Source organism: Caballeronia catudaia (assembly GCF_001544755.2).
GTDB lineage: Bacteria > Pseudomonadota > Gammaproteobacteria > Burkholderiales > Burkholderiaceae > Caballeronia > Caballeronia catudaia.
Window position 1 is genome coordinate 1 of sequence record NZ_FCOF02000033.1, and the last position, 24,427, is coordinate 24,427.

The window sequence follows — 24,427 nt, forward strand, 5'->3', positions numbered from 1 at the left end:
GTCGACGAAACCCTCGCCGCGAACGGCATGGCGCCGAACCGCAAGGCCGGCCAGATCAACCTGCCGCTGCGCGCGGCCTGAAACCCGGCATGCGGGCGCGGCGATCGCGTGGATGCCGAGCTTTCTGATCCGCTATTACGCGATGCCCGCCGACAAAGCCGCCGCAGGCGCCGCGGTCTTCGTGCTGCTGGGCGGAATCGGCATGGTCGCTTGCGGCGTCGTGACGGACCGCATCTGCCGAAACGCGCCCTCGCGCAAGTGGCTCACGGCGCTCGCGTATTGCCTGATGCTCGTGCTGCTGTCCATCGGCTTCCGGCTCGAAGCCGGCGCATTGCAGCTCGTCCTGCTCGGCGCGGCGATGCTCGTCGTGGCGGGCACGTCCGGCCCGGCGGGGGCGATGGTCGCGAACCTCACGCCGCCCGCGATCCATGCGTCCGCATTCGCGACCTTGACGCTCGCGAACAACCTGCCCGGTCTCGCGCCCGGCCCGCTCGTCACCGGCGCGATCGCCGACCGGATCGGTCTGTCGGGCGCGCTGCAACTGATTCCTTTCGTGAGCGTTGCGGCGATGCTCGCGTTCGCCATCGGCAGATCGAGATACGCCCGCGATCTCGGCCGCATCGACACGCCGCGCGGCCTTTCCGCGACACAGCCGATCTAACCGCCTATTTTCAAGGAGAACCAGAAATGTCCGATCACTTGCACGCTGCCTCGTCGACGAAAGAGGCGATGACCACCGATTCCACGCCGGACGCGCGGACGATCCCGCCGACGAGCGAGCGACCAAAGGCGTCGTCGTCACCCGCGACGCGGACCTGGGCGTGGGGAAGAACGCGCGAACCGTATGACTGGATGGATGCGCACACGCCCTTCAACGACATGAGCGCGTGGCGTGGATGAAATGACGCGAAACATACGGATAACCGTCGCCGACGCCCCGGCCATCGGAGAACGCAGGCTCCGGTTCGTCGATGGCCGTAGCGTCGTGCTCTTCAACGTGGAAGGCGTGATTCACGCCATCGACGATTCGTGCCCGCACAACGGCGCATCGCTGGCGAACGGACGGCTCGACGGCCGTGTTCTGCAATGCCCGGCGCACGGCTTGCGCTTCGATCTCGTGTCGGGATGTGTCGTCGGCGCGCCGGGAATGTGCCTGACGAAGCTGGTCGTCGAAACATCTTCGGCGAACTTAAATACGCTGTCGCCGCATCGAACCGCATGCGGCGACAGCGCGACGGGCGTTACGATCGGCCCGTCTCCAGCAGCCCCCTACTGACTATCCCCTACTGACTCGCAGCAGGCGACTTCACGCTCGGCGTCGCCAGCGTGTTGTTGCTCGTCGTCGGCGCGCTGTTGCCAGGCGTCGCGTTCGTGCTGCTCGGCAGGCCCGAGTTTGGCTTTTTGGCGCCCATGCCGCTTTCCGAGTTGGCGGTGCCCGGCGTGCCGTAGCCGCCCGTCGCTCCGTTCACCTGGTTTGCAGGGCTGGCCGTGCTGCCTGTCGAACCGCCCCCGGCCGCCTGTGCATAAGCGCCACCCGACAGCGTCAGTGCGGCGACGGCCGCGACCAATGTGCTGATTGCCTTGTTCATAAACCGTCCCTCCTTTGATCGGGCTGAATATGGACGCAGACGATCGCCATCTGCTTGACCTTGAGCGGCGCAATTCCCGTGCCGCTTGCCCGCCTTCGTCTTCCGAGAACGTCCCCAATCAACGAAAACGAGCCGACGCGCATGTTTTCGGGTAAACGATGATGGCATGCCGTACCGCACTATGGAATACCAAAACGGCCGACATATTCAACGTACGAACAGCGCATCGTAGAGGGCTTCCGTCTGGGCCAGAACTTCGGCGAAGTCACCTTTTCGGCGCACGCGCGCGCGGCGTTGGCTTCGAGCAAGCCGCGCAATTCGTAAATCTCGGCGACTTGCGTGGGATCGAGCCGCGCGACGAGCGGCCCCTGGCGCGCCACGCTCTCCACCAGACCTTCCGTCTCCAGGTGGCGCAGCACTTCGCGCACCACGGTGCGGCTCACGCCGAGCTCGTCGCAGAGCGTGCGTTCCACAGCCGCGCGCCCGGCCGGAAATAAGCTTGGACGATCGCTTCACGGAGCTTCTCGAGCGTCAGCTCCCTTAACGTTTTCGCGTTTCTATCGACTTTGAGATCGGACATCGGGCCTTCGCTTGAAGAGGATCGCGGCGTCATGCCGATGGAATCCCAAATTATTGCCGATTGCTTTCGATGTGTCTGTCGGATTTATAAAGCGTGCGCGCGCCGACATCGCCGGCCGTGGTGCGGACTTTCATCGACGAAGAACTCGAAGCCGATGCGCGGGTTCGTGGCGGACGCGCTGGCGCGGCATCGGACATGGCGCATCCGTCGCGCCGGTGGAACATGCAGGCTCGCAGCACCCGGCGGCATGGCCGGACACTGCCGCGCCGCTGGCTAGTCGCCGAACAGTACGGCCTGGACGGCGGCTTTCGTCATGGTCGATCCCGGCTTGTCCACGAGAAAATCGTCGCGATTCTTGCCGGCGATCCAGTGCGGCGCGCGGCCCCGGCCACTCCACACCGCCCCACTGGCCGGGTCCCGGTATCTTGCTTCTTTGACCGGCTCCAGTACTTGCGACTTCCGGCCTAGCAATTCCTCCAGGCCAATGTTGTAGTCGCGCATCTTCTGCACGATTTCCAGCAACACTTGCCGGGTCTCGCGTTCTTTGGCTTCGGCGAGTTGCTTGTTCAATGCGTCTTGCCTGGCCAGGAGTGCCGTGATTTCTGGATTCGTATAAGCCATGCTTTGTTCATTCACTCGTATTGCGTATCCAATGCCGCGAACGGATTTTGGATCGTAGACATAATGGCGCGGAAAGCGGGCGCGCAAATTGGAAGGCGCTCTTTCAGCAAGTCGAGTGCCCCCCGAACCGCGCGATACCGTGACGGCGGGCAATTCGCAGCGCTTTTTCGGAGACGTGATCTGCGAAATGAATAGCCGAAAACTGATGCCGGATAGCTTTTGAATAAAACAGCGAGGTCGAGCGTCGAAGCTATACCCGCAGAATAACAGCGTCGGGCACGCCTCTGAAGACAGAGCGACATTGTACGACGCCAACGTGATGCGGTGACGAGTGCCGCCGAAGGGCTTCCGCGCAATCGCCCGGTCCGTCTACTGGCTCGCAGCGGCCCCGATACCTGCCTTCTTCTGCGCGTTCTGGATATCCTGCGGATAGTTGGGATCGTTCGCCCGCCCCGGGTTATAGCCCGCATCTTCGAGCTTTTTCAGTTCCGCATTCTTCTTCGCGCGTGCCTCTTTTCGCGCCGCCTTCTTTTGCGCTTTGGTGGGCGGCGCGGCCTGCGTCGTGCCGCTCGCGGCCGAACCCGTGTCCTGCGCATACACAAGCGGGGACACCCAAGCGGCTGCGGCGGTCACGATCAATGACAGCGCGATGGTCGGAATCCTTGTTTTCACGATGACTCCCCAGTCGGTCGGAAGGACAAGTGGTGACTCGACCAGTATAGGCGAAAGTCCACGGCCGCCAGAGCCGGATTCATCATCCGATAGCAGTCCTTCGACTAAGCTTCGTCACCGTGGCGTGGGCGCACCATTCGAACGGCAAGCCATCCACCCACGCCCCGAATCCCTTTCCGAAGTTGCCGATCTGGGCAGCGCCGAAGCCCATTACGGCGGAGTCGAGCGCGGAACGAGGCCAGGCGCGCTTGCTTGCGGGACTCATCGGGTAACTCGGCAGAAGTAAAAGTGGTCGGTGATTTCGTGGCTACTTACCAGATGTCGCCGACCGTGAAGCCTTCCGGAAATGGGTCCGTCGGATCGCTATCGGTTACATTTGGTTTTGCATGGCGAGTGCGTTTCGCTAGGGTTTATCCGGACTTCTTCACCGACACGCCGTCGCTTCGGACGATCGTTCGCTGCGTTACGCTGTCGCGTGCGAATGACTTCGGGCATACCCCTATCAACGCCGATGACGCCGCTCGCGCCCGTCCTGCCAAGGCCCCGCCACCCGGCCCGATCACTTCATTAACTTCTGGATAACGGAATCGCTCCCGAGGTGATTGAACCGCCTTTTAGTGCTTCCTAGACTCGCCTCATAGCAATCCGACTTAGTCGATGCAAAGTTCGCAAAAAGCCAATACAGCAATCAACGGAGACACTTGAATGATCATCTACGGAACGGCGCTGCTCGCGTTCTGCCATCTGGCGGGGCTCTTTCTCGGCGACCTGCTGGGCGCGGCCATCGGTGTGAAGACCAACGTCGGCGGCGTCGGCATCGCCATGCTGATGCTGATTTTCCTTCGCCTCTACTTGCACAAGAAAGGGCTCCTGCCGAAGGAAACCGAGGGAGGCGTGGCCTTCTGGGGCGCGATGTACATCCCCGTCGTCGTTGCGATGGCCGCCAATCAGAACGTGGTTGCCGCACTCAAGGGCGGCCCCGTGGCGCTGCTTTCGGCACTGGGCGCGGCCGCTGCGTGCGCCGTCTGCATCGCCGTCCTTTCCCGCACTGGCCGCGACAGCACGACGCTCGAGATGGCCCCGCATCTCGAAGAAATCTGAACGAGGAGTCAAGCGCCATGTTTGAAATGATCGACAAAGTGCTGGTCAACAACGGACTCGTCACGGCGTTCGCGCTCGTGGGGCTCATCATGTGGGTGTCCGCCCTCATCTCGCGCAAGCTGACGTTCGGACGCGTGCACGGTTCGGCTATCGCCATCGTGATCGGTCTCGTGCTCGCCTATTTCGGCGGCGCGTTCACATCCGGCCAGAAGGGCCTCGCCGACATTCCGCTCTTCGCGGGCGTCGGCTTGATGGGCGGCGCGATGCTGCGCGATTTCGCCATCGTCGCGACCGCGTTCGAAGTGCAGGCGACGGAAGCGCGCAAGGCCGGGCTCATCGGCGTCGTGTCCCTGCTGCTCGGCACGCTGCTGCCGTTCGTCGTCGGCGCGAGCATCGCGCATGCGTTCGGCTACACCGATGCCGTCAGCATGACGACCATCGGCGCGGGCGCCGTCACCTACATCGTCGGGCCGGTGACGGGCGCCGCGATCGGCGCGAGCTCGGACGTCATTGCGCTCAGCATTGCGACGGGGCTCATCAAGGCGATCATCGTCATGATCGGCACGCCGCTCGCCGCCGGCTTCATGGGCCTCAAGACGCCGCGCTCGGCGATGATCTTCGGTGGACTCGCGGGCACGGTCAGCGGCGTCAGCGCGGGGCTTGCCGCAACCGACCGCCGGCTCGTTCCCTACGGCGCGCTGATCGCCACGTTTCATACGGGCGTCGGCTGCCTGCTCGGACCTTCCGTGCTGTTCTTCGCGACGCGGTCGTTGATGGGTGGTGCGTGATCGCTTCGGCTAGCTTGTTGCGCTTCGCGTGCGAAGACGGCAGACCGCCATGAGCGCCAGCAGATTCGGGTCTCGTTCGCGCGCGCGCAAGAAACTGACGCCTATCGTCTGGCGCATCAGATACTGCGGTTTGAGCGGAATGAATTGCACCTTGTCGCCGAACACGCCGCGCACGCGGCCAGGCAGCAGCGTGTAGCCGACGCCGCCGCTGACCAGGTTCATCAATGAGAAGATGTCGCCGACTTTCATGGTTACGTTCGGCGTGAAATCGGCGACGCGAAACGCTTCCATGAAGCCACGATACGTCGCGAATCCTTCGCCCAGGGATACGAACGTCTCGTCGCGGCAGTCGCGCAAATCGACTGCTTCGAGGCGCGCATACGGCGAAGCCGCGGGCGCCGCAAAAAAGATATCGTCTTCGAAGAGCGGCAGGGATTCGATTTCCGACTCGGCTTCCGGCAACGCCATCAACGCGGCATCGATCTCGCCTTGCTTGAGCTTGCCGAGCAGTTCCGCGTTCGAACCGAGCGCCAGTTCGACCTGAAGCATCGGACGCCGCACCTTGATGTCGATGAGGATGCCCGGCACGGTCCGGATGGTCAGCGAATACAAGGAGCCGATCTTCAGACGGTCCGATGAATACCCGGCGGCCTCGCGCGTCGCCCGAACGCCTTCGGACATCAGCGTGAGCACTTCCTGCGCAACGTCCGCCAGCATCTGCGCGGCGTCGGTCGATTTCAGGTTGCGGCCCTCGTGGCGAAACAGCGCACAGCGCACGCCTTGTTCGAGGGAACGCAGCGCGCGATGAACGCTGACCGTGCTGACTCCCAGCACTTCGGCCGCTTTCGACAGGTTGCCCGTCTCCATGAATGCGAGCAGGACTTCCAGCTTTCGAAACGTGATTTCTTCGTCGATTCGATCGGCCATCTCGTCAGAAGAAAAATTTAGAGCGGCGATTATCCGCGCGCGGGAACGTTTGATATATAGCGACTAGCCCGCATCGTCAACCGGCTGGACGCCCGCCTGCGCGATGTCGCGCGAGGAACCGGTCCAGTTGTCCGGCGAATGTCTTGCTGTCGCCGGGGGCATAGGCCGCGGGACCGCCCGTATCGACGCCTGACGCGCGAAGCTGATCCATGACCTCGCGCATGGTCACACGCTCCTGAATGTTCTCGCGGGTGAACCAGCTTCCGCGCGGGTCGAGCACGTGCGCACCCTTCTCGATGGCGGCCGCGGCAAGCGGTATGTCCGCAGTGATCACGAGATCCCCGCCGCTCACCAGTTCGATGATGCGGTCATCGGCGGCGTCGAAGCCGGCGGGCACCTGGATCGCCTTGATGAAGGGAGAAGGCGGCGTGCGCAGATACTGATTCGCCACCAGCGTGACGCATACCTCGACGCGCCGCGCGGCTCGAAACAGCATCTCCCTGACCACGACCGGACAGGCGTCCGCATCAACCAGCACTTGCATCGAGCTTGCTTCCGAGTGAGAGAGGAAGCATGGATGTTACTGCCTGAGCGCCGCCGACAGGACATTACGTGCAAACCCTCGGTTGACGACGCAGCCGTCCCGACCGCAAGCTTGAAGCGCTTCAAATCCGCGCCGCCTTCAGCAGTTTTGAATAACACAAGACGGCGACGATGAAATCGTTCTCGGAGCGCGGCGCACTCGCCAAGCCGGCGGATCTGCGCGGGTCAGCGCGGGCGCAGTAGCGAAGCATCAATATCCGATCCTGAGCGGCTCGGGATGATCGCGGGTGATCACGAGTTTCGCTGCGACCGGATAGCCCATCACCGTGAACGGGCTGGCGTATCGGTTGCACGCGGGCGGATTGGTGCTGAGGCCCGAGCGAGCGGTCAAGGCCTGCGCCGGGCCCGCGGGGGCGAAGTACACCGTGACCTCGCTGCCCTGCCTGAACGGCGTCGCGAACCGCGGACCCGAAGCGGACTGGATGATCGGATCGCCGCTGCAATCCGTGGACGTGAATTGCCCGAATGACGTGGCGAGCCATTGAAAATCGGTCGCGGAGAAGTGAAAGCTCGCGTCCTCGACCCGCTCGATGGGCACGACCGTGGTCGCATCCCCGGCCGTGAACGCGACGCCGTTCTGCGCGCGGAAACTCGTCAGATCGCCGATCGCGTGTCCGTTCGCATCGAACACTCTGACAGGGCGATACTTCGCGTGATGCGCGGAATCATCGGCGAGCGATGCGACTGCGTAAAGCAGACACAATGCTCCGGCCAGGCAGTATTTCATATCGGCCTCCGTCGGGACCGCGTTCGAACTGCATCACATCAAAAGGCGATGCGCAGCGGTTCCGGATGGCGCTGCGTCAGCGGATACGAGCTTCGGACCGCCCAATACAGCGAGCCTTCGTCGAACTGCGTCGGGCTGCACGAAGTCGCGCCCGAACTGTCCGTCTGCCTCAACGACCACACGTGCACATTGCCGGTAGATCCGCCGACGGCGGTATAAACCGTCACGTCGACGCCGTCTCTGACCGCTATGGCCGGAGTGGGACTGGCCGATAACGGAACCTGCACGCTTCCGCTGCAATCGGTCGACGCGTAACCCGCGGACTGCGTGGCGACCCATTCGTACTCCGAAGCCGAGTATTGCAGAGGTCCGAGGCGCTTGTGATCGACGATGACGAACACGGGCTCGCCGTCTATCGCGATATACACGCCGTTGACGCCCGCGAAATACTCGAGCGGGCCGACCGCTTTTCCCTGTGCGTTGTACACCATCGGCAGACGCGCGTCGTCGCGGGCATCGCGCCCTCGATCATCGCGCCCGCCCGCAATGGTCAGGCTCGCGCACATGACGAGCAGGACTGCGATGAATCGGCACATGACGCTTCTCCGTCGATTGCGGTCGTTCAATAGCCAATGGTCAGCGGCTCGGGATGATGCGCCGTCAACGCATAGTTCGTCTCGGCCGTGAATGCCGGCACGGGCGCGGTCGAAGGCGGCACGTGACCGATAAACGGAGGCGGCGTGCAATGCGTGCCATCGGACACGGCGACGATCCGGACTCCCGACGAAACGGTATCGCCGGCGATCAATAGCGTGACGTCGGCGCCGCTCCTCATCGCGATGGACGGCCGCGGTCCGTTCCCCGGCGGAATGATCGGCGAGCCGCTGCAGTCGGCGGTCGGGTAGCTGAACGGCCCGAACGTCGACCATTGGAATCTCGACGAATCGGCGTCGTTGGGATCGATCCGCAGCCATGTCACGGCGGCGAACACGATCGCGCCGTTTATGGCGAGGTACACGCCGTCAGCGCCGTGATATGACGCCAGGCGTCCGACGAGCTCGCCGTTCGCATCGAACACCTTGAGGACGCGCGGATCGTCGTGTCGCCGCCGGCCCTGCGCGTCGTCGGCATCGGCATGAAGCGACAGGGCGCTCAGGAACAGGCAGACCACGAGGAGGAGCAAGCGACGCATGAGCGTCTCCATCGACCGACAGCGTCCGCGCAGGCTTGCGGCTCGAATCTGTCTGCCCAATGAGGATAGATTCGCAATGCCTGCATTTCAAGCGCCGCGCGCGCGCCATGCATCGCCCGCAAACGTTTTTTATGGTGATTTAGCGCGCTTCCAACCTGATCGCGATATCAGCACGTGGATACACGACCTTCCGATCTGGCAAATGACACTCGTCGTGTTCGCCGCCACTTGTCTCGTCGGGAGTGATGCCCGAGGACCATTGACGGCACGCCCGTCAACGCCCTGTCACGCTGTCTCTTCGATGATCTTCCGTATCGCCTCTTCGAATGCTTCGTGAGGCTGGCCGCCGCTCACGAGATACTTCTGGTCGAAGATGATCGCGGGCACGGACTGAATACCGAGCTGCTGGACCTCGCGCTCTTCCGAGCGGACTTCGTCGGCGTACAGGCCGCTTTGCAGCACGTCGCGCGCGCGCTCGCCATCGAGTCCGGCGCTTTTTGCCGCTTCGATCAGGACATCCGCATGGCTTACGTCCTTGCCTTCCCCGTGATAGGCGCGCAGCAGCGCGAGCTTGAGCGGCAACTGCCTGCCTTCGAGGCGCGCCCAATGCAGCAGCCTATGCGCGTCGAACGTGTTGTAGACCCAGTTGCGTTCGCCGAACGTGAAGCCTTCGCGTGCGCCGCGCTCGCGAATGGTGGCCTGCGTTTCGCTGATCTGCTCGGGCGTGCGGCCGTATTTGCGCCCGAGATAGTCGACGATGCGCTCGCCTTCCGGTTGCATGTCCGGATTCAGCTCGAAGGGATGCAGCGTGATTTGGGCATCGACGGCATCGCCGAGGCGCTCCAGCGCGCGTTGCAGGGAAGCGAGGCCCACGGCGCACCACGGGCAGGCGATGTCGGAAACGAAGTCGATTTGAAGAGCGCGGGACATGAGATTGCCGAAGAGTCGAAACGAACCGCCAAGCGTAGCGCCATTTCCTCCGGCCTGCAGCATTCGGCCGTGTCGATTTTCGTGCCACTCGATCGTCGTGGTTGAAACGAACCGGAGAACATCATGCGCAAGCTCATCGTTTCGGCTTTCATCAGTCTGGATGGCGTCATCCAGGCTCCCGGCGGCCCCGAGGAAGATCGCAGCGGAGACTTCGGCCTCGGCGGGTGGATCGTTCCCTATGCGGACGAAGCCATCGCGCAACACGTGCAGGACCTGCTTTCGCAGCCGTTCGAATTGCTGCTCGGGCGTCGAACGTATGACATCTTCGCGTCGTATTGGCCGCACGTGCCGGCCGATTCCGGCAGTAGCGCCATCGCCGAACCGTTCAACCGCGTAGCCAAGCACGTGGCGACGCATCGGCCCGACGACCTCGGCTGGCGCAACAGTCATGCGCTCGACGAGGGCAATCTCACCGACGCAATACACGCGCTGAAGCAGCACGGCGGCGCGAATCTGGTGACGTTCGGAAGCGGCGACCTGGTGCGCCAATTGCTTGCGGCCGGCCTCGTGGATGACCTTCGCCTCCTGATTTACCCTGTGATGCTCGGGCGCGGCAAGCGCTTGTTCGGCGACGACGCGCTCGCGTCCGCCTTCACGCTCGAACGCTCGATCGACACGCCCGGCGGCGTGCTGATCACCCGCTACGTGCGCGACGGCGAAGTACGCACGGGTAAGTTCGAATGAGCCCGGTCAGCACGTCAGCCCTCGCCCGGCACGCGCCGGTTTCGGCTTTCGATGACGGCGCGCGTCGTCGATGTAGCGCCGGGGCCCGGCGCGACCGAACGCGTGTTCAACGCTGCGTGCCAGCAAGCCGACTAGCTACGCGCGGCATGCATATGGATTCAAGACGGTCCAATGCTTCCGGCTCCTTGCGTCAGCCTGCGATTCGTTGCGATCGTCGTCGCGATGAAGCCGCTCATGATCCGCAGCAGTTGCAGATCGAGATCGGTGAAGTGCGGCCTTCGTTGCGGCCCGCAAACCTGCACGAGGGCGATCACCTCGCCGTTCAGCGAAAGGACCGAAAACATCCTGTCGCGAGCCGCAGTGTATTCGACGATCGCGCCATTCGATGACGTATGAATCTCTCCGAAAGCGGCGACGGGCGTGCACGACAGGTTCTCATCATCGACGGGAGCGTGCACGATGCATCGCTGCGCGCCGAGCACCGCGGCCAGGATCGAACCGAGTTCTTCCGGCGCGCACGTCGCGAGGTTTTGCGCTGCATATTGGCGGTCTGAACATTTCATGGCCCTGCTCCCGGCGCATCGTGAATGACGTCAGCTTGCACGGACATTCTTAGGATCGAGTGAGCGTTTCACGGCGCCGTGCGTCTGTCGCTTCACGGTCCCAAAGGCGAGTTGCGCAGTTTTACGCCGTTTCCCTGGCAAATCCCCTCCGCCCGCACTACAACATTCAGACATACCGAAGACGAACGATGAGCCGCCCCGGCATCGCGCATGCGGCGCTCGTCCTGACCGCCGCATGCGCGTTCGCGGAAGACCCCGCCCCCGGCTGGCCGGCCAGCTCTTTTCCGGATTCGGCAACGACGGCGTGGTCGATCTCTAAAAACTGAACAATGGCGCTGGCGCCGAAGTGACCGCGGACTTCGCGCATCGCCTCACGGTTCTGTCAACCGCCCGACACACAACGGGACCATCGTTGTGAGCCGCGCCGCCGCAGGCGAAAAGCGCGGTTCGACATCTTCGGCACACTTACGACGACGAGGGAGGACTCATGGACGACATGCACACCCTGCGAGCTCCGGCCGGCGCGGAACCCGCGCGCAGCGGTCTTGGCGTCGCGGCGCTGCAACGCGACATCGTCGATAACCTGATCTGCCTGCAAGGCCGGTATCCGGAAATCGCGACTCCGCACGACTGGTTCATGGCGCTCGCCTACGCGGTCCGCGACCGCATGATGACGCGCCGCGTCGCCACGACGTATGCGTATGTCGCACGCGGCGCGAAAGTCGCCTGCTATCTGTCGGCCGAATTTCTGATCGGCCCGCAGCTCGGCAACAACCTGATCAATCTCGGCATCGAAAGCAATGCGCGCGATGCGTTGCAAGCGCTCGGCATCGAGCTCGACACGCTGCTCGCGATCGAAGAAGAGCCCGGCCTCGGCAACGGCGGTCTCGGACGGCTCGCGGCCTGCTATCTCGACTCGCTGTCCACGCTGGAGATTCCGGCGATCGGCTACGGCATCCGCTATGAGTTCGGCATCTTCGATCAGGAAATCCGCGACGGCTGGCAGGTCGAAATCACCGACAAATGGCTGCAAAAGGGCAACCCGTGGGAGATCCTGCGCCCGGACGTTGCGTTCTACGTGAACTTCGGCGGGCGCACGGAAAGCTCGACCGACGCGCAGGGCCACTATCGCGTGCGATGGATTCCGGGGTACACGGTCAAGGGCGTGGCCTGCGATACGCCGATGCCCGGCTTTCGCGTCAACATGTGCAACACCTTGCGGCTGTGGAAGAGCGAAGCTGTCGAATCGTTCGATCTGCAGGACTTCAACGCCGGCGACTACTACGAAGCGGTGCACGAGAAGGTGCGATCCGAAACGCTGTCGAAGGTGCTGTATCCGAACGACGAGCCGGAAGCCGGCAAGCGCCTGAGGCTCGCACAGCAATATTTCTTCGTCTCGTGCTCACTGCAGGACATGCTGCGGCTGCTCAAGCTCAAGGGCGAACCGGTCGGACGCCTCGCGGACATGTTCTCCGCGCAGCTCAACGACACGCATCCGTCGATTGCCGTCGCCGAACTCATGCGCCTGCTCGTCGACGAGCGGCAGATGGAGTGGGACGAAGCATGGGACATCACGCAGCGCACGCTCGCCTACACGAATCACACGCTGTTGCCCGAAGCGCTCGAAACGTGGGGACTGCCAATGTTCCGCGATTTGCTGCCGCGGCTTCTGGACATCATCTACGAGATCAATCGCCGCTTTCTCGATGAAGTGCGGCAGCGCTTTCCCGGCGATGACGCGCGCATCGCACGTATGTCGCTCATCGACGAAAACGGTGCGAAGCGCGTGCGCATGGCGCATCTGGCGACGGTCGGCGCGCACGCGGTCAACGGCGTGGCCGCGCTGCACTCGAAGCTCCTGGAAGAAACGGTGCTGCGCGATTTCGCCGAACTCTGGCCAAAGCGCTTCCGTAACGTGACCAACGGCGTCACGCCGCGCCGCTTCCTGATGCTCAGCAATCCGGCGCTTGCGACGCTGCTCGACGAGACTATCGGTCAAAGCTGGAGGACCGATCTGACGAAGCTGCGCGAACTCGGCGCGCACGCCGACGATGCAGCGTTTCAGGACCGCTGGCGCGCCGTCAAGCAGGAGAACAAGCAGACGCTTGCGACGCGCATCCAGAGCGCGACGGGCATCGTCGTCGATCCGAACGCGCTGTTCGATATCCAGGTCAAGCGCATCCACGAGTACAAGCGCCAGCATCTGAATGCGCTCTACATCGTGACGCTTTATCTGCGCTTGCGGCGCGATCCGCAACTCGCGATGACACCGCGCTGCTTCGTGTTCGGCGGCAAGGCCGCGCCAGGCTATGCGATGGCGAAGCTCATCATTCGACTCATCAACGGTATCGCCGAAGTCGTCAACGACGACCCTGCGGTGAACGGGCGGCTGAAGGTCGTGTTCTATCCCGACTTCAACGTGAAGAACGCGCAGTTCATCTATCCCGCCGCCGATCTCTCGGAGCAGATTTCGACGGCCGGCAAGGAAGCGTCGGGCACCGGCAACATGAAGTTCATGATGAACGGCGCGCTGACCATCGGCACGCTGGATGGCGCGAACGTCGAAATCCGCGAGGAAGTCGGCGACGAGAATTTCTTTCTGTTCGGCCTGACCGAAAGCGAAGTGGAAAGCGTGCGGCGCGCGGGTTATCGGCCGGGCGAGTATGTGAGCGGCAACGACGAATTGCGTGAAGCGCTGGAGCTGATCGCGAGCGGCCACTTCTCGCGCGGCGATGCGGCGATGTTCCGTCCGCTCGTCGACAGCCTGCTGTATCACGATCCGTTTCTCGTGCTCGCCGATTACGCGTCTTACGTCGCGCGCCAGCAGGACGTCAGCGATGCTTGGCAGGACACGCGCCGCTGGACGCGGATGTCGATCGCGAACACCGCTTATGCGGGCAAGTTCTCGTCGGATCGCGCGATCGCCGAGTATTGCGAGCACATCTGGAAGATTCGTCCGGTGAAGATCACGCTGGAACGATGAGGTCGAGTGCGCGCGGAGCTTTTGCTTCGCCGAAAGGAGGCTGAACATGAAGAACACACTCAAGCCTTTGCCGATGATCTCCGCGCTGGCAGTCTCGCTGCTGGCCGCCTGCGCCGCAGGCGGCATGCAGCAAGGCGCGACGCATCTGAGCGCCACGCAATGCCGCGATCTCACCGCGCTCAGAAACCAGGCCCCGATGACGCGCGAGCGCAACCTGAGCGAACTGGCGGCGCTGGAGAAGGCCGGATACGACCCGTCGAGGTTCTATGATCCGTACTATCCGGAGGATCTGCACGCGGCGCAGCGCCAGGTCGATCAGTGGTATCGAACCGATTGCCAACCGGGGCGCGTCGATTGATTGTTGGCATGTCTAAGTATTTCGGAGTGCAATTCGAAGGCGCGATGCGCGAGAGACGGTTAGTTGCATCGCATGTTAGGGCGACGCACGCCCTATCGCGCCGCGAGATCCGAAACTATTTTCCGCCCAGCGCCTCCTGATGCGCCTTGGCGAAATCCGCCATGCTGTCGAAGCGAAAATCGATCTTCGGCTGCGAACCCGGGTCCATCGTCGCGCCGAAGCCGGTCTGGGAATGACGGCGATAAATCCAGCACGACGCAAGGCCGAATCCATTGGCGGGCTTGTGATCGTGGAAAAGACTTTCGGCCGTATGCAGGATCGTCTCTTTGCGGATGCCGCGTTCGCCCAGCTTTTCCAGCATGTATTCGAAGTTGCGCGGCGAAGGCTTGTACGATCCGATATCTTGGGCCGTCATGATCGCGTCGAATTCGACCTGTAGCTTCGCGTTGCTATAGTTAAAGCTCTCGTTGTCGACGTTCGACAGAATCACGAGCTTGTAGTGCTGCTTCAGATAGCGCAGCGCGTCGGCCGAATCTGCAAACGCCGGCCAGTCGCGAATGGAACGGCCATATGCGACGCACTCGTCGTGCGTATATGAAACGCCCCACTCTTCGGCGAGACGCTTGTACACGATAGCCAGCAACGCCTGATAACGTTTGCCCGGCGTATATCTTTGCTGCGACGACTCGTGCCGCGCATGAGCTTCCAGAACCTGATCGCGCGTCAACGCGGGCTTCACGCGATCCAGCAACGCACGCAGCCCTTCGAAAATCCCCGTTTCCCAGTCGATCAACGTGCCGTAGCAGTCGAAGGTCAGCGTGTCGAAGTCGGTCAGTTTCACAGTCGCTCCTGTCAGTCCATATCAATGAAAGAGAATCACGGCGATGTTACATAGCCGTGCGTTTTCGGGTATTGATCACATCGAGTTGGTGTATCGTCGCTTCACCGCTTCAGGTTATTCGATCAACCGCTTCACGTCATCGAACTCTTCAGATGCCCGACACCTTACCCGAACCACAAGCCGTCTGTAACCCGATCTCCCGCAGCGCGATCTTCATGGTCGCCACCGTGGCGCGCGGGGAAGATAAAGCCGATATCGTGCGTTCATGGTGCGGCGATATCGCAGCGCTGGTGCGCGCGGTCGGCACGCGCGCGCCGACCGCGAACCTCTCCTGCGTATGCGGCTTCGGCTCCGATGCGTGGGACCAGCTGTTCGGCGCGCCGCGTCCGTCGTCACTGCATCCGTTTCGCGAATTCGGCTCGGGCGATCGGCGCGCGATCGCGACGCCGGGCGATATCCTCATGCATATCCGCGCGGATCATATGGATCTGTGCTTCGAACTCGCGTCGCACATGCTCGACAAACTCGGCGATGCGGTCACGGTCGTCGACGAAGTGCACGGCTTTCGATACTTCGATCTGCGCGATATGGTCGGCTTCGTCGACGGCACCGAAAACCCGACGGGCAAGCGCGCCGCGACTTACACGATCATCGGTGACGATGACCCGGAGTTCAGCGGCGGCAGCTATGTGATCGTGCAGAAGTATTTTCATAACCTCGATGCATGGAACGGCCTGACGGTCGAGCAGCAGGAGCTGATTATCGGCCGCGAAAAGCTATCCGATGTCGAGCTCGACGATTCGATCAAGCCTTCGTGTTCGCATAGCTCGCTCACGACGATCGAAGAGAACGGCGAGGAAGTGAAGATCCTGCGGCATAACATGGCCTTCGGCCGTCCGGGCGCGAAGGAGTTCGGCACGTATTTCATCGGCTATGCGCGCACGCCGAAACCAATCGAGCAGATGCTGGAGAATATGTTCGTCGGAAGGCCGCCGGGCAATTACGACCGCCTGCTCGATTACAGCCGCGCAGTGACGGGCGGCCTCTTCTTCGTGCCGTCCAGTGATCTGCTCGATGCGCTTCCCGACCGAAAGCCCGCAAACCGCGTCATCTTCCGTCGATGAAAGCAGCAAGGAAGATAACCGCGAAGGCACGTTGAACATTGGCTCACTCAAAGGAATGCCACAAGATGAATAACCTGCATCGAGAGCTCGCACCGATATCGGGCGCCGCGTGGGCGCAGATCGAAGCCGAAGTCGCGCGCACGTTCAAGCGTGCCGTCGCGGGGCGCCGCGTCGTCGACGTGAAGAATCCCGGCGGCGTCGCACTGTCCGGCATCGGCACGGGGCATCAGACGAACATCGCATCGCCGACGAAAGGTGTTTCGGCGAAGCTGTATGACGTGAGGCAGCTCGTGCAACTGACCGTGCCGTTCACGCTGCAGCGCGAGGCTATCGACAGCGTGGAGCGCGGTTCGAACGACGGCGACTGGCAACCCGCCAAGGCCGCCGCGAACGGACTCGCGCTCGCCGAAGACAGCGCGATCTTCGATGGCTTCGCGGCCGCCGGCATCGTCGGTATCCGGCCAGGCAGCTCGAATGCCGCGACGTATCTGCCCGCGGATGTCGCCGACTATCCCACCGCCATCAGTCAGGCGCTGGAGAAGCTGAGGCTCGCCGGCGTGGACGGCCCCTACTCCGTGCTGCTCGGCGCGGATGCCTATACCGCGCTCGCCGAAGCAAGCGATCAAGGTTATCCCGTCATTCAGCACATCGAGCGCATCGTGAGCGGTGAACTCGTATGGGCGCCGGCGCTCGCAGGAGGCTGCGTGCTCTCGACGCGCGGCGGCGATTACGAGCTGCATATCGGACAGGATTTATCGATCGGCTACACGAGTCATACCGATACGGCCGTGCAGCTCTACCTGCGCGAAACGCTCACGTTCCTGATGCTGACGAGCGAGGCATCCGTTTCCATCGCGGTCGGGGAATAGCAGAGATAGAGACCATTACTTTTCATGGAGCACGAACATGGCCAGTCCAGAAAGCGGCTTGAGCGACGAGTTCATCGCGAAGCAGCGCGAGCGCCTTCTCGCGTTGAAGCGCGAACTGCTCGGCATCGAGGAAGGCACGATCGAACGCGAGCGCGGGTTGCAGGAAGAGCGCGGTTCGGAAGCGCACGAGTATGAGGACGACGCGCAGCGTATGGAGCAAGACATCGCGAATCAGGCGTTGCGCGACGTGAATGATCATCGCATCGGCGATATCGAGCGCGCGTTGCAGAAGATCGCGGAAGGCACGTATGGTATCTCCGATGAAAGCGGTGCGGTCATACCGGAAGCGCGTCTCGAAGCCATGCCGGAAGCCATTCTCACGGTCGAAGAGCAAAGCAGGCGCGAAGCGCGGAGGTAATGCGCGGCTACATATTTTCCTCTGACACTCCGTGCCCTATCGTCCAAAGCCCAGCCAAGCACGTTTACTCCCGACCTGCTACCCTCGCTCGAATCAATCAAGCAACGAGGAGCGTGACGCATGAGCGCATCACCCGAGTACGTGCCGCCGAACGTCTGGACCTGGAGCAAGGAAAGCGGCGGGCGCTTCGCCAACATCAATCGACCGGTCTCCGGACCGACGCATGAGAAAGCGCTGCCCATCGGTCGTCATCCGCTGCAACTCTATTCGCTCGCGACGCCGAACGGCGTGAAAGTCACGGTGATGCTCGAAGAACTCCTCGCGCTCGGCCATCGCGGCGCCGAGTACGATGCATGGCTCATTCGCATAGGCGATGGCGACCAGTTCGGCAGCGGCTTCGTCGAGGCCAATCCGAATTCGAAAATTCCCGCGCTGGTGGATCGCAGCGGCGCGACGCCCGTGCGCGTTTTTGAATCGGGCGCGATCCTGTTGTATCTCGCGGAGAAGTTCGGCGCGTTCGTGCCGAAGGACCCCGCGAAACGCGCGGAATGCCTGTCGTGGCTCTTCTGGCAAATGGGCAGCGCGCCGTATCTCGGCGGCGGCTTCGGCCACTTCTACGCGTATGCACCGAGCAAGTTGGAATATCCGATCGACCGCTTCGCGATGGAAGTGAAGCGTCAACTCGACGTGCTCGACAAGCGCCTCGCGGACAGCGCCTATATCGCCGGCGACGAATACACCATCGCCGACATGGCGATCTTTCCGTGGTACGGCGGTCTCGTGAACGGCTGGCTGTACGACGCGGCCGGCTTCCTCTCCGTGCACGAATATCGTCACGTGCGGCGCTGGGCCGAAACCATCGGCGCGCGTCCCGCCGTTAAGCGCGGCCGCATGGTCAATCGTACTTTCGGCGAGCCGTCCAGCCAGTTGCACGAGCGTCACGACGCGTCCGACTTCGATACGCGCACGCAGGACAAGCTGTCCGCCGACAAGTAGCGCTTCATGGAACTGCGCCATGGAGTTGCGCAGCGTGCGCGCCGCATCCGAACATCTGCACGTCACGCAACCGGCCATCTCGCGGCAGATTCGGGATCTCGAAGAGGCTATCGGCGCTACGCTTTTCGAACGCACCACGCGCGGCATGAAGCTGACGTCCGCGGGTATCGCGTATCTAAGCGAAGCGCGCGATATCCTCGCGCGCGTCGATGCGGCGAACCGGCTCGCGCATCGCATCGCGCCAGGCGAGCAAGGCCGCTTGCGCGTGGGGTTCGTCGAGAACGCATCGTGGAGCGGACTCGTATCGTCGACGTTGAGCGCGTTTCAACATTCCGCGAGCGATGTCGCGCTCGAATTGCAGCCGATGAACACGCCCGAGCAACTCGACGCCATTGCCGCCGAGCGTCTCGACGTGGCTTTTGTTATCGCTTCGGCGCATTGCCCGAAGGCTTCGGGATCGTCGAAATTCGACGTCGGCACTTCCACGCCGATCCAGTTCGCTTCCGATCCCCATCAACGGTGCAGGTCGGCGAAGCGAGAGCGCGCATGCCAATGTTCTTACACGCACCGATAGAATCCGCTGCGTGCGGACGGCGAAAAAGAAGAAGGGGCTAATCGAAATCTTGCCGCATACAAGATGTTTTTTCTGATATCCGGTTTACTTCTACATCAGAACAAAGTAATCTTTCCCCGCTGAGCCGTTCCCGGCAGGCCATTGCCTCGAATGAATGGCAATCGCTCGACAGTCAGAAGTTTTGACATCCCCTGTGCATTTTCCCCGCACATCTTACCGATGATCGAAGCATGAAGTCCCTCGGTCTTCATCGAGCATTTCGTTTGGATCACTAACTACATTGCGATCCCTGACGGATAGAGACGGACACGCGTCCACCATTTACAAAGCTATCCGGGCGCACTTCTCCGTTAGTCATACTAATTGATATGAACAATAGAATCGCATCCTCTTTGTATCGTTTCATCACCGCAGCGATCCTCGCGAGCGTCATGCTCGCCGCATGCGGCGGCGACAACAGCGCCGTCGACACCGCCGCCACCGGCAAGGACGCCGCAGCGCCGAAGTCGACCGCGAAGGCCGCGAGCGGCAGCGGCTCCATCTTCTATGGCATGAACGGCCATAACACCAACGGCGGCGCGTACGACTCCACGAGTCCGCAGACACAGCTCGCGCAGTTGCAGGAACTTGGCGCGACGATCTATCGGAACGACGTGTACAGCCAGGCATCGGCGAACATGCTTGCGGGCATCGCGAAGACGATGGAAGACGGCGGCGTGACGATGTATCCGGTCATGCTCCTGACGCTCAACTACAACAGCGAGGACGAGGCCTACAATGCGGGCTTCAAACTCGGCCAGCAGACCGCGAGCAGCTATCACTACAAGTACTACGAGGTCGGCAACGAGCTGGAAGCAAAGGCGCTCAATGGCAATGTGGACGGCACGGTTTGGCACCAGTACAACAACTGGACCTACATGCTCGCGCGCGGCGTGATGCGCGGCATGATCGCGGGCGTGAAGTCGGTCGATGGCTCCGCGAAGATCGTGCTGGGCGGCACGTGGCTCCACACGGCATTCTTCCAGATGCTCGCCGATGGCTCGCAGCCCGACGGAAGCTGGGGGCATCCCACCGTGAGCTGGGACATCACCTCGTGGCACTGGTATTCGAGCCAGGGCGACATCACGAACGCATGCGGCGGCACGGGCTGTCATGACGTGCTCCAGACGCTGCACGACATGGGCAAGCCGATCTGGATCAACGAGTTCGGCGTGCGTCCGGAATACGGCTCGTATAACCAGATCGCAAGCTACATGACGGGCAACACGATGATGGCGCAATTCGCGAGCGTCGCGTCCAAGTACAACATTCAGTCGATTCAGGGCTTCCAGCTCTACGACGATAGCGAAGGCAATTACGGACTCGTCGAAGGCGACGGCGTCACGAAGAAGGCCGCTTACTGGGCGTACAAAGACTTCGTGCAGAACCGCCCGATGTAAGAAACGGAAAGGCGCGTGCGCTCACGCGCGCCAAATCGCCGTTATCGCGGCTTGCAGAACCGCATAACGACGAGGCTGAGCGATGCACATCAACCCTGCGGCCACGGGCGCGCCCGCCGCGCTGCGAGGCGCTGCTCGTCAACAGCGCGACGACTCGCTGGGACAGGCGCGCGTTCAGCAGCGAACCGATGTCGTATCTGTCCGCGAACTGACGCTCGTGCGGCAAGGCAGACTCTCGTGACCGCGCGCTACGAAACGAATGGCCTGAGCATCGACCGATTCGCGAGCGCGCGGCAGAAGCTCGATGCACTGGTGGACCGGATGGTGGTTTCGTGCACACAGTGAGCTGCGCTTTTCCTTACGCCATCTTTCCGATGCCATGACGCGCATGTAAGCGATGCTAATCTGCCCACGCTGTTGTTCTTCACCGACCCCTCTTGCGGCTCGCCATCGTTCTTCGGGCGAGCCGTCTTTTTGTCCGGATCAGCGGATTTCGCCGGGCCGTTCGTGCAACGGCTGACGGTAGCACGCACGCAGCCCTCCTTCGATGTTTTGGAGCTGAAAATGGCCGCCGCTGCGTCGCGCCGTCTCGGCCACGATCGAAAGACCCAGGCCGCTGCCCGAGGAAACCGTGCCCGGAATGCGGTAGAACGGCTCGAGCACGCGCGATAACTGGTCTTCGGGAATGCCCGGCCCCGAGTCCTTCACTTCGAGCAGCAAGTCCTCCGCATTCAGCATGACGGACACATCCACGCGGCCGCCCGGCGGCGTGTAACGAACCGCATTGTCGACGAGATTGCGCAACACGACGGCGAGCGCGGGCGCATCGGCGATCACCTGGACGTCATCGACGTGATGCAGCCCGAGATCGACGCGCTTGTCCTCGGCCATGTTCACGGTCTGAATCACGACGTCGCTCGCCAACTCCCGAAGCGACACGGCGGACGGTTTTATCGACGAACCGTGCTGTGAACGCGCGAGCGCGAGCAATTGCTCGACGAGCCGCGCCGTTCGCCGTATCGCGCCGAGGAAGGAGACGAGCCTCTCGCGCGCGACGAGCGCGTTGTCCGCGGCGCTCAAGTGCTCAGCCTGCAAGGACAGAGCCGCAAGCGGCGAGCGCAGTTCGTGCGCGGCGTCCGCGATGAATCGCCGTTGCTGGGACATGGCGTCCTTGAGTCGCTCGATGAGCCGGTTGATCGACGTGACGAACGGAAGCAATTCCTTCGGGATACCCTCTTCGGACAGCGCGTCGAGCGTCGCATCGTCCTGCAGGTCGACGACGCTGGCGAGGCGACGCACCGGCAACAGCATTCCGCGCACCAGGAAGACGACCAGTGCAACCAGAACGGGGGTGAGCGCGAGCATCGGGAACAAGGTTCGCAACGCGCCGTCGGTGGCGATTTCGTCTCGTATCATCGAAAGCTCCGCGACCGCGATGCGCTCGCCGGAATGCAGCGTGCGCACATCGACACGCCAGTTCGCGCCGTCTGCCTCGAGGTTATGCAGGCCGTCTGGAAGCGTCGCAGGAACCGTGATCGGCGCCGCGTTCGCGCCATCCTGCGACGGCCCCAGCCGCGCGATGACGAGCCGCACGTCCGAATCCTGGCTGCCTTGCCAGGCGACCGAGGCCGTATTGAGCACGAGCTTTCTCGCGTCGATCAGCGCGCCGATCTCGCGCAAGTGACCGTCCTGCAGTTTGTTCGCCTCGTGATAGGCAGCGCCGAAAGACGCACCGCCCGCGATCACGCTCAACGCCACGACGACGGGAGCGATCCACCACGTCAGTCGCGACGTCATGGACCGCGGCGCGCGATTCTGTCGACCATCCATTCGACACCTCGTTCTTATGTAATTGCAGCGCTTTTCTTCTGCCGCCTTCGTGCGTGCCCGACATCGTAAAGCATCGGAAAGCGCCGCCTTCAGCACCGGCAAATGCTAAAGTCCGCAAGTGGTCGGACCAGTGAGAAACACCGTGCTCGAAGACAATCACGAAGACGCGCTGCAAATCGCCGATATCGTCGCCGGACGCATCGAGGGCCTGATCGTCGATGGCGTGCTGAAGCCCGGTCAGGCGCTGCCTTCCGAGCGTCGCCTGACCGCCAAGCTGGGCGTCTCGCGATCCGCCGTGCGCGAGGGGCTGAAGGTGCTGCGCACGCGCGGGATCATTGAAACATCGCATGGACGCGGGTCGTTCGTCGCTGCGCTCACCACGCAACCCGCACTCACACCGATGATGCATCTGCTCGGCTCGCAACCGCGCACGCTGTACGACATCTTCGAAGTGCGCAAGATGCTCGAAGACGAATCCGCGCGTCTTGCCGCGCTGCGTGGCACGCAGGCGGATTTCGCGCTCATCACGCGCCGTTACGAGGAGATGCTCGCCGCAAACGAAAGCGACATCGGCGAGCGGCATCGTCAGAAGGTCAGCACGCTCATGAAGAGACGTTGCAGCCGTCCCATCGTCGTCGAATCGGCGAGCATGCCCACGTCCGCCTGCTCGATGCGCGCATTCGCCACCTTGTTCGACGCCACGTAATCCAGTTCTTCGACCATCACACAGCGGCTTGCTGCAATGCAACGCGCGCAGCGAGATGGTATGACTGTTTCGGCTTGAAAAGCGGGTTAACGTGAATTAAAAGTGGCCGGATAGCTTCATATAGTCAATCTATCTCGGACGGGCCATCTTCTATTGGGCAAAACCCAAATACCGGAATTCAGGCATGGCCACGGGATGAATAGAACAACGAATTAACAAGGTATTCCAAAAGAACATTCGAATAAGTTGCCAACGCATGGAGGAACTACTGACATGAAACGCCGCACCGTGTTAGCCGCGCTCGCCGCCGCGCCGCTGGGCGCAATGCTTCCGATGACGAGCTTCGCGCAGAAACCCATCGTGCTCGGCTTCGCGCAGGTGGGCGCCGAAAGCGAATGGCGCACCGCGAACACCGAGTCGATCAAGTCGAGCGCGAAGGAAGCCGGCATCGACCTTAAATTCTCCGACGCGCAGCAGAAGCAGGAAAACCAGATCAAGGCGATCCGCTCGTATATCGCGCAGAAGGTCGATGTGATCGCGTTCTCGCCCGTGGTCGAAACGGGCTGGGAAACCGTGCTCGTCGAAGCCAAGAACGCGAAGATTCCCGTCGTGCTCACCGACCGCGCGATCAGCAGCAAGGACGAGTCGCTCTATGTCACGTTCATCGGCTCGGACTTCACCGAGGAAGGCCGCAAGGCGGGCCGCTGGCTGCTGGAGAAAGAAAAAGGCAAGCCGGGGCCGATCAATATCGTCGAATTGCAGGGCACGGTAGGCTCGGCGCCGGCGATCGATCGCAAGAAAGGCTTCGAGGAAATCATCAAGGGCGATCCGAGATTCAAGATCATCCGCTCGCAGACGGGCGACTTCACGCGCGCGAAGGGCAAGGAAGTGATGGAGGCGTTCCTCAAGGCCGAAGGCAAGAACATCAACGTCCTCTATGCGCACAACGACGACATGGCGATCGGCGCGATCCAGGCGATCGAGGAAGCGGGCATGAAGCCGGGCCAGGACATCGTCATCATTTCGGTGGACGGCGTGAAGGGCGCGTTCGAAGCGATGATGGCGGGCAAGCTCAATGTATCGGTCGAATGCAGTCCGCTGCTCGGGCCGCAACTGATGTCGGTCGTGAAGGACATCAAGGCGGGCAAGGCGGTGCCCAAGCGCATCGTCACGCAGGAAAGCATCTTCCCGATGGAGGTCGCGGCGAAGGAATTCCCCAACCGGAAGTACTGAGCGGAAGTATTGATCGCCG

General features: G+C 62.2%; 27 protein-coding genes and 6 pseudogenes. 17 read left to right on the plus strand and 16 right to left on the minus strand.

The window, feature by feature from the left end; genetic code table 11:
- Positions 1–94 precede the first annotated feature (94 nt).
- From AWB75_RS26415 to AWB75_RS26425, 3 genes and pseudogenes are all read left to right on the plus strand, one after another.
- Positions 95–661, plus strand: a pseudogene (locus AWB75_RS26415) (MFS transporter); the annotation flags it as partial.
- A 26-nt stretch (positions 662–687) separates the two neighbouring features.
- Positions 688–900: a hypothetical protein gene (locus AWB75_RS37275; RefSeq protein WP_143746506.1), complete on the plus strand. Its 213-nt coding sequence runs from the start codon at positions 688–690 to the stop codon at positions 898–900.
- Position 901: 1 nt separating this feature from the next.
- Positions 902–1,276 (plus strand): Rieske (2Fe-2S) protein, encoded by a 375-nt coding sequence (locus tag AWB75_RS26425; protein WP_087086859.1) that lies wholly within the window; start codon positions 902–904, stop codon positions 1,274–1,276.
- Positions 1,277–1,283: 7 nt separating this feature from the next.
- Here the strand turns inward: AWB75_RS26425 and AWB75_RS26430 are convergent, their stop codons facing one another.
- The 4 genes and pseudogenes from AWB75_RS26430 to AWB75_RS26445 all read right to left on the minus strand — a co-directional run bounded on the left by AWB75_RS26430 (position 1,284) and on the right by AWB75_RS26445 (position 3,465).
- Positions 1,284–1,589 (minus strand): hypothetical protein, encoded by a 306-nt coding sequence (locus AWB75_RS26430; protein ID WP_061126993.1) that lies wholly within the window; start codon positions 1,587–1,589, stop codon positions 1,284–1,286.
- A 263-nt stretch (positions 1,590–1,852) separates the two neighbouring features.
- Positions 1,853–2,169: pseudogene (locus tag AWB75_RS26435) on the minus strand (GntR family transcriptional regulator); the annotation flags it as partial.
- A 273-nt stretch (positions 2,170–2,442) separates the two neighbouring features.
- Positions 2,443–2,790 (minus strand): H-NS histone family protein, encoded by a 348-nt coding sequence (locus AWB75_RS26440; RefSeq protein ID WP_061126994.1) that lies wholly within the window; start codon positions 2,788–2,790, stop codon positions 2,443–2,445.
- Between the two features lie 369 nt (positions 2,791–3,159).
- Entirely contained in the window at positions 3,160–3,465 is a 306-nt protein-coding gene (locus AWB75_RS26445; protein ID WP_407642166.1) for a hypothetical protein, read from the minus strand.
- Between the two features lie 702 nt (positions 3,466–4,167).
- Here AWB75_RS26445 and madL point away from each other — a divergent pair.
- Positions 4,168–4,563, plus strand: a complete 396-nt coding sequence (gene madL / locus AWB75_RS26455; RefSeq protein ID WP_061126997.1) for a malonate transporter subunit MadL — start codon at positions 4,168–4,170, stop codon at positions 4,561–4,563.
- A gap of 17 nt (positions 4,564–4,580) precedes the next feature.
- Positions 4,581–5,351 carry a malonate transporter subunit MadM gene (gene madM / locus AWB75_RS26460; protein WP_061126998.1) on the plus strand — a complete coding sequence of 257 codons (771 nt, stop codon included), beginning with the start codon at positions 4,581–4,583 and terminating at the stop codon, positions 5,349–5,351.
- A gap of 9 nt (positions 5,352–5,360) precedes the next feature.
- Here madM and AWB75_RS26465 read toward each other — a convergent pair whose 3' ends face one another.
- The 6 genes from AWB75_RS26465 to AWB75_RS26490 form a co-directional block, all read right to left on the minus strand.
- Complete coding sequence (locus tag AWB75_RS26465; RefSeq protein WP_061126999.1) at positions 5,361–6,278, minus strand: LysR family transcriptional regulator; 918 nt, start codon at positions 6,276–6,278, stop codon at positions 5,361–5,363.
- 76 nt (positions 6,279–6,354) lie between these two features.
- Positions 6,355–6,822 carry a YaiI/YqxD family protein gene (locus AWB75_RS26470; protein ID WP_061127000.1) on the minus strand — a complete coding sequence of 156 codons (468 nt, stop codon included), beginning with the start codon at positions 6,820–6,822 and terminating at the stop codon, positions 6,355–6,357.
- A gap of 249 nt (positions 6,823–7,071) precedes the next feature.
- Complete coding sequence (locus tag AWB75_RS26475) at positions 7,072–7,608, minus strand: hypothetical protein (RefSeq protein WP_061127001.1); 537 nt, start codon at positions 7,606–7,608, stop codon at positions 7,072–7,074.
- 38 nt (positions 7,609–7,646) lie between these two features.
- Positions 7,647–8,204 carry a hypothetical protein gene (locus tag AWB75_RS26480; protein ID WP_061127002.1) on the minus strand — a complete coding sequence of 186 codons (558 nt, stop codon included), beginning with the start codon at positions 8,202–8,204 and terminating at the stop codon, positions 7,647–7,649.
- Positions 8,205–8,230: 26 nt separating this feature from the next.
- Positions 8,231–8,800 carry a hypothetical protein gene (locus AWB75_RS26485; protein WP_061127052.1) on the minus strand — a complete coding sequence of 190 codons (570 nt, stop codon included), beginning with the start codon at positions 8,798–8,800 and terminating at the stop codon, positions 8,231–8,233.
- A 285-nt stretch (positions 8,801–9,085) separates the two neighbouring features.
- Positions 9,086–9,730, minus strand: coding sequence for a DsbA family oxidoreductase (locus AWB75_RS26490; RefSeq protein ID WP_061127053.1), 645 nt, complete (start codon positions 9,728–9,730; stop codon positions 9,086–9,088).
- Between the two features lie 123 nt (positions 9,731–9,853).
- Here AWB75_RS26490 and AWB75_RS26495 point away from each other — a divergent pair, with 123 nt between their 5' ends.
- Positions 9,854–10,474 (plus strand): dihydrofolate reductase family protein, encoded by a 621-nt coding sequence (locus tag AWB75_RS26495; protein ID WP_061127003.1) that lies wholly within the window; start codon positions 9,854–9,856, stop codon positions 10,472–10,474.
- A gap of 158 nt (positions 10,475–10,632) precedes the next feature.
- Here the strand turns inward: AWB75_RS26495 and AWB75_RS26500 are convergent, their stop codons facing one another.
- Both AWB75_RS26500 and AWB75_RS26505 read right to left on the minus strand, forming a co-directional pair.
- A complete protein-coding gene (locus AWB75_RS26500; RefSeq protein ID WP_061127004.1) occupies positions 10,633–11,037 on the minus strand; it encodes a GAF domain-containing protein in 405 nt (134 codons plus the stop codon).
- Between the two features lie 166 nt (positions 11,038–11,203).
- Positions 11,204–11,404: a hypothetical protein gene (locus tag AWB75_RS26505; RefSeq protein WP_061127005.1), complete on the minus strand. Its 201-nt coding sequence runs from the start codon at positions 11,402–11,404 to the stop codon at positions 11,204–11,206.
- Between the two features lie 120 nt (positions 11,405–11,524).
- Between AWB75_RS26505 and AWB75_RS26510 the strand changes: the two genes are divergently transcribed.
- Entirely contained in the window at positions 11,525–14,020 is a 2,496-nt protein-coding gene (locus AWB75_RS26510) for a glycogen/starch/alpha-glucan phosphorylase (RefSeq protein ID WP_061127006.1), read from the plus strand.
- Between the two features lie 46 nt (positions 14,021–14,066).
- Entirely contained in the window at positions 14,067–14,378 is a 312-nt protein-coding gene (locus AWB75_RS26515) for a DUF4148 domain-containing protein (RefSeq protein WP_061127007.1), read from the plus strand.
- Between the two features lie 115 nt (positions 14,379–14,493).
- Here AWB75_RS26515 and AWB75_RS26520 read toward each other — a convergent pair whose 3' ends face one another.
- Positions 14,494–15,219: a haloacid dehalogenase type II gene (locus AWB75_RS26520; protein ID WP_061127008.1), complete on the minus strand. Its 726-nt coding sequence runs from the start codon at positions 15,217–15,219 to the stop codon at positions 14,494–14,496.
- Between the two features lie 152 nt (positions 15,220–15,371).
- Here AWB75_RS26520 and AWB75_RS26525 point away from each other — a divergent pair.
- The 5 genes and pseudogenes from AWB75_RS26525 to AWB75_RS26545 all read left to right on the plus strand — a co-directional run.
- A pseudogene (locus AWB75_RS26525) lies at positions 15,372–16,416 on the plus strand (Dyp-type peroxidase).
- Positions 16,409–17,212 carry a family 1 encapsulin nanocompartment shell protein gene (locus AWB75_RS26530; RefSeq protein ID WP_061127009.1) on the plus strand — a complete coding sequence of 268 codons (804 nt, stop codon included), beginning with the start codon at positions 16,409–16,411 and terminating at the stop codon, positions 17,210–17,212. The pseudogene AWB75_RS26525 and the gene AWB75_RS26530 overlap by 8 nt, the downstream one beginning before the upstream one ends.
- Before the next feature lie 37 nt (positions 17,213–17,249).
- Positions 17,250–17,630 carry a TraR/DksA family transcriptional regulator gene (locus tag AWB75_RS26535; RefSeq protein WP_061127010.1) on the plus strand — a complete coding sequence of 127 codons (381 nt, stop codon included), beginning with the start codon at positions 17,250–17,252 and terminating at the stop codon, positions 17,628–17,630.
- A gap of 120 nt (positions 17,631–17,750) precedes the next feature.
- The gene (gene yghU / locus AWB75_RS26540) at positions 17,751–18,626 is read left to right on the plus strand and encodes a glutathione-dependent disulfide-bond oxidoreductase (protein ID WP_061127011.1); all 876 of its coding nucleotides are present in this window, start codon (positions 17,751–17,753) and stop codon (positions 18,624–18,626) included.
- 19 nt (positions 18,627–18,645) lie between these two features.
- Positions 18,646–19,094 (plus strand): annotated as a pseudogene (locus AWB75_RS26545) (LysR family transcriptional regulator); the annotation flags it as partial.
- A gap of 201 nt (positions 19,095–19,295) precedes the next feature.
- On the opposite strand, the gene AWB75_RS37775 reads toward AWB75_RS26545, so the two are convergent.
- Positions 19,296–19,451 (minus strand): hypothetical protein, encoded by a 156-nt coding sequence (locus tag AWB75_RS37775; protein WP_159462808.1) that lies wholly within the window; start codon positions 19,449–19,451, stop codon positions 19,296–19,298.
- Positions 19,452–19,568: 117 nt separating this feature from the next.
- On the opposite strand from AWB75_RS37775, the gene AWB75_RS26550 reads away from it, so the two are divergent.
- Together AWB75_RS26550 and AWB75_RS38745 are read left to right on the plus strand one after the other, a co-directional pair.
- Positions 19,569–20,639, plus strand: a complete 1,071-nt coding sequence (locus AWB75_RS26550) for a lipopolysaccharide biosynthesis protein (RefSeq protein ID WP_061127012.1) — start codon at positions 19,569–19,571, stop codon at positions 20,637–20,639.
- Positions 20,640–20,721: 82 nt separating this feature from the next.
- Positions 20,722–20,880 (plus strand): hypothetical protein, encoded by a 159-nt coding sequence (locus tag AWB75_RS38745; protein WP_235012255.1) that lies wholly within the window; start codon positions 20,722–20,724, stop codon positions 20,878–20,880.
- A 242-nt stretch (positions 20,881–21,122) separates the two neighbouring features.
- Here the strand turns inward: AWB75_RS38745 and AWB75_RS26560 are convergent, their stop codons facing one another.
- Positions 21,123–22,436 (minus strand): ATP-binding protein, encoded by a 1,314-nt coding sequence (locus AWB75_RS26560; RefSeq protein WP_087086860.1) that lies wholly within the window; start codon positions 22,434–22,436, stop codon positions 21,123–21,125.
- A 175-nt stretch (positions 22,437–22,611) separates the two neighbouring features.
- On the opposite strand from AWB75_RS26560, the pseudogene AWB75_RS26565 reads away from it, so the two are divergent.
- Positions 22,612–23,056 (plus strand): annotated as a pseudogene (locus AWB75_RS26565) (GntR family transcriptional regulator); the annotation flags it as partial.
- On the opposite strand, the pseudogene AWB75_RS26570 reads toward AWB75_RS26565, so the two are convergent.
- Positions 23,055–23,189, minus strand: a pseudogene (locus AWB75_RS26570) (flagellar basal body L-ring protein FlgH); the annotation flags it as partial. The pseudogenes AWB75_RS26565 and AWB75_RS26570 overlap by 2 nt on opposite strands.
- A gap of 259 nt (positions 23,190–23,448) precedes the next feature.
- On the opposite strand from AWB75_RS26570, the gene AWB75_RS26575 reads away from it, so the two are divergent.
- Positions 23,449–24,408, plus strand: a complete 960-nt coding sequence (locus tag AWB75_RS26575) for an ABC transporter substrate-binding protein (protein ID WP_061127014.1) — start codon at positions 23,449–23,451, stop codon at positions 24,406–24,408.
- Positions 24,409–24,427 lie beyond the last annotated feature (19 nt).

Excerpts from the sequence above, each read along its gene's own strand:
- AWB75_RS37275 (WP_143746506.1), top strand. The coding sequence starts at position 688 with ATGTCCGATCACTTGCACGCTGCCTCGTCGACGAAAGAGGCGATGACC.
- AWB75_RS26425 (WP_087086859.1), top strand. The coding sequence starts at position 902 with ATGACGCGAAACATACGGATAACCGTCGCCGACGCCCCGGCCATCGGA.
- AWB75_RS26430 (WP_061126993.1), bottom strand. The coding sequence starts at position 1,589 with ATGAACAAGGCAATCAGCACATTGGTCGCGGCCGTCGCCGCACTGACG.
- AWB75_RS26440 (WP_061126994.1), bottom strand. The coding sequence starts at position 2,790 with ATGGCTTATACGAATCCAGAAATCACGGCACTCCTGGCCAGGCAAGAC.
- madL (WP_061126997.1), top strand. The coding sequence starts at position 4,168 with ATGATCATCTACGGAACGGCGCTGCTCGCGTTCTGCCATCTGGCGGGG.
- madM (WP_061126998.1), top strand. The coding sequence starts at position 4,581 with ATGTTTGAAATGATCGACAAAGTGCTGGTCAACAACGGACTCGTCACG.
- AWB75_RS26465 (WP_061126999.1), bottom strand. The coding sequence starts at position 6,278 with ATGGCCGATCGAATCGACGAAGAAATCACGTTTCGAAAGCTGGAAGTC.
- AWB75_RS26470 (WP_061127000.1), bottom strand. The coding sequence starts at position 6,822 with ATGCAAGTGCTGGTTGATGCGGACGCCTGTCCGGTCGTGGTCAGGGAG.
- AWB75_RS26475 (WP_061127001.1), bottom strand. The coding sequence starts at position 7,608 with ATGAAATACTGCCTGGCCGGAGCATTGTGTCTGCTTTACGCAGTCGCA.
- AWB75_RS26480 (WP_061127002.1), bottom strand. The coding sequence starts at position 8,204 with ATGTGCCGATTCATCGCAGTCCTGCTCGTCATGTGCGCGAGCCTGACC.
- AWB75_RS26485 (WP_061127052.1), bottom strand. The coding sequence starts at position 8,800 with ATGCGTCGCTTGCTCCTCCTCGTGGTCTGCCTGTTCCTGAGCGCCCTG.
- AWB75_RS26490 (WP_061127053.1), bottom strand. The coding sequence starts at position 9,730 with ATGTCCCGCGCTCTTCAAATCGACTTCGTTTCCGACATCGCCTGCCCG.
- AWB75_RS26495 (WP_061127003.1), top strand. The coding sequence starts at position 9,854 with ATGCGCAAGCTCATCGTTTCGGCTTTCATCAGTCTGGATGGCGTCATC.
- AWB75_RS26500 (WP_061127004.1), bottom strand. The coding sequence starts at position 11,037 with ATGAAATGTTCAGACCGCCAATATGCAGCGCAAAACCTCGCGACGTGC.
- AWB75_RS26505 (WP_061127005.1), bottom strand. The coding sequence starts at position 11,404 with ATGCGCGAAGTCCGCGGTCACTTCGGCGCCAGCGCCATTGTTCAGTTT.
- AWB75_RS26510 (WP_061127006.1), top strand. The coding sequence starts at position 11,525 with ATGGACGACATGCACACCCTGCGAGCTCCGGCCGGCGCGGAACCCGCG.
- AWB75_RS26515 (WP_061127007.1), top strand. The coding sequence starts at position 14,067 with ATGAAGAACACACTCAAGCCTTTGCCGATGATCTCCGCGCTGGCAGTC.
- AWB75_RS26530 (WP_061127009.1), top strand. The coding sequence starts at position 16,409 with ATGAATAACCTGCATCGAGAGCTCGCACCGATATCGGGCGCCGCGTGG.
- AWB75_RS26535 (WP_061127010.1), top strand. The coding sequence starts at position 17,250 with ATGGCCAGTCCAGAAAGCGGCTTGAGCGACGAGTTCATCGCGAAGCAG.
- yghU (WP_061127011.1), top strand. The coding sequence starts at position 17,751 with ATGAGCGCATCACCCGAGTACGTGCCGCCGAACGTCTGGACCTGGAGC.
- AWB75_RS37775 (WP_159462808.1), bottom strand. The coding sequence starts at position 19,451 with ATGAAGACCGAGGGACTTCATGCTTCGATCATCGGTAAGATGTGCGGG.
- AWB75_RS26550 (WP_061127012.1), top strand. The coding sequence starts at position 19,569 with ATGAACAATAGAATCGCATCCTCTTTGTATCGTTTCATCACCGCAGCG.
- AWB75_RS38745 (WP_235012255.1), top strand. The coding sequence starts at position 20,722 with ATGCACATCAACCCTGCGGCCACGGGCGCGCCCGCCGCGCTGCGAGGC.
- AWB75_RS26560 (WP_087086860.1), bottom strand. The coding sequence starts at position 22,436 with ATGACGTCGCGACTGACGTGGTGGATCGCTCCCGTCGTCGTGGCGTTG.
- AWB75_RS26575 (WP_061127014.1), top strand. The coding sequence starts at position 23,449 with ATGAAACGCCGCACCGTGTTAGCCGCGCTCGCCGCCGCGCCGCTGGGC.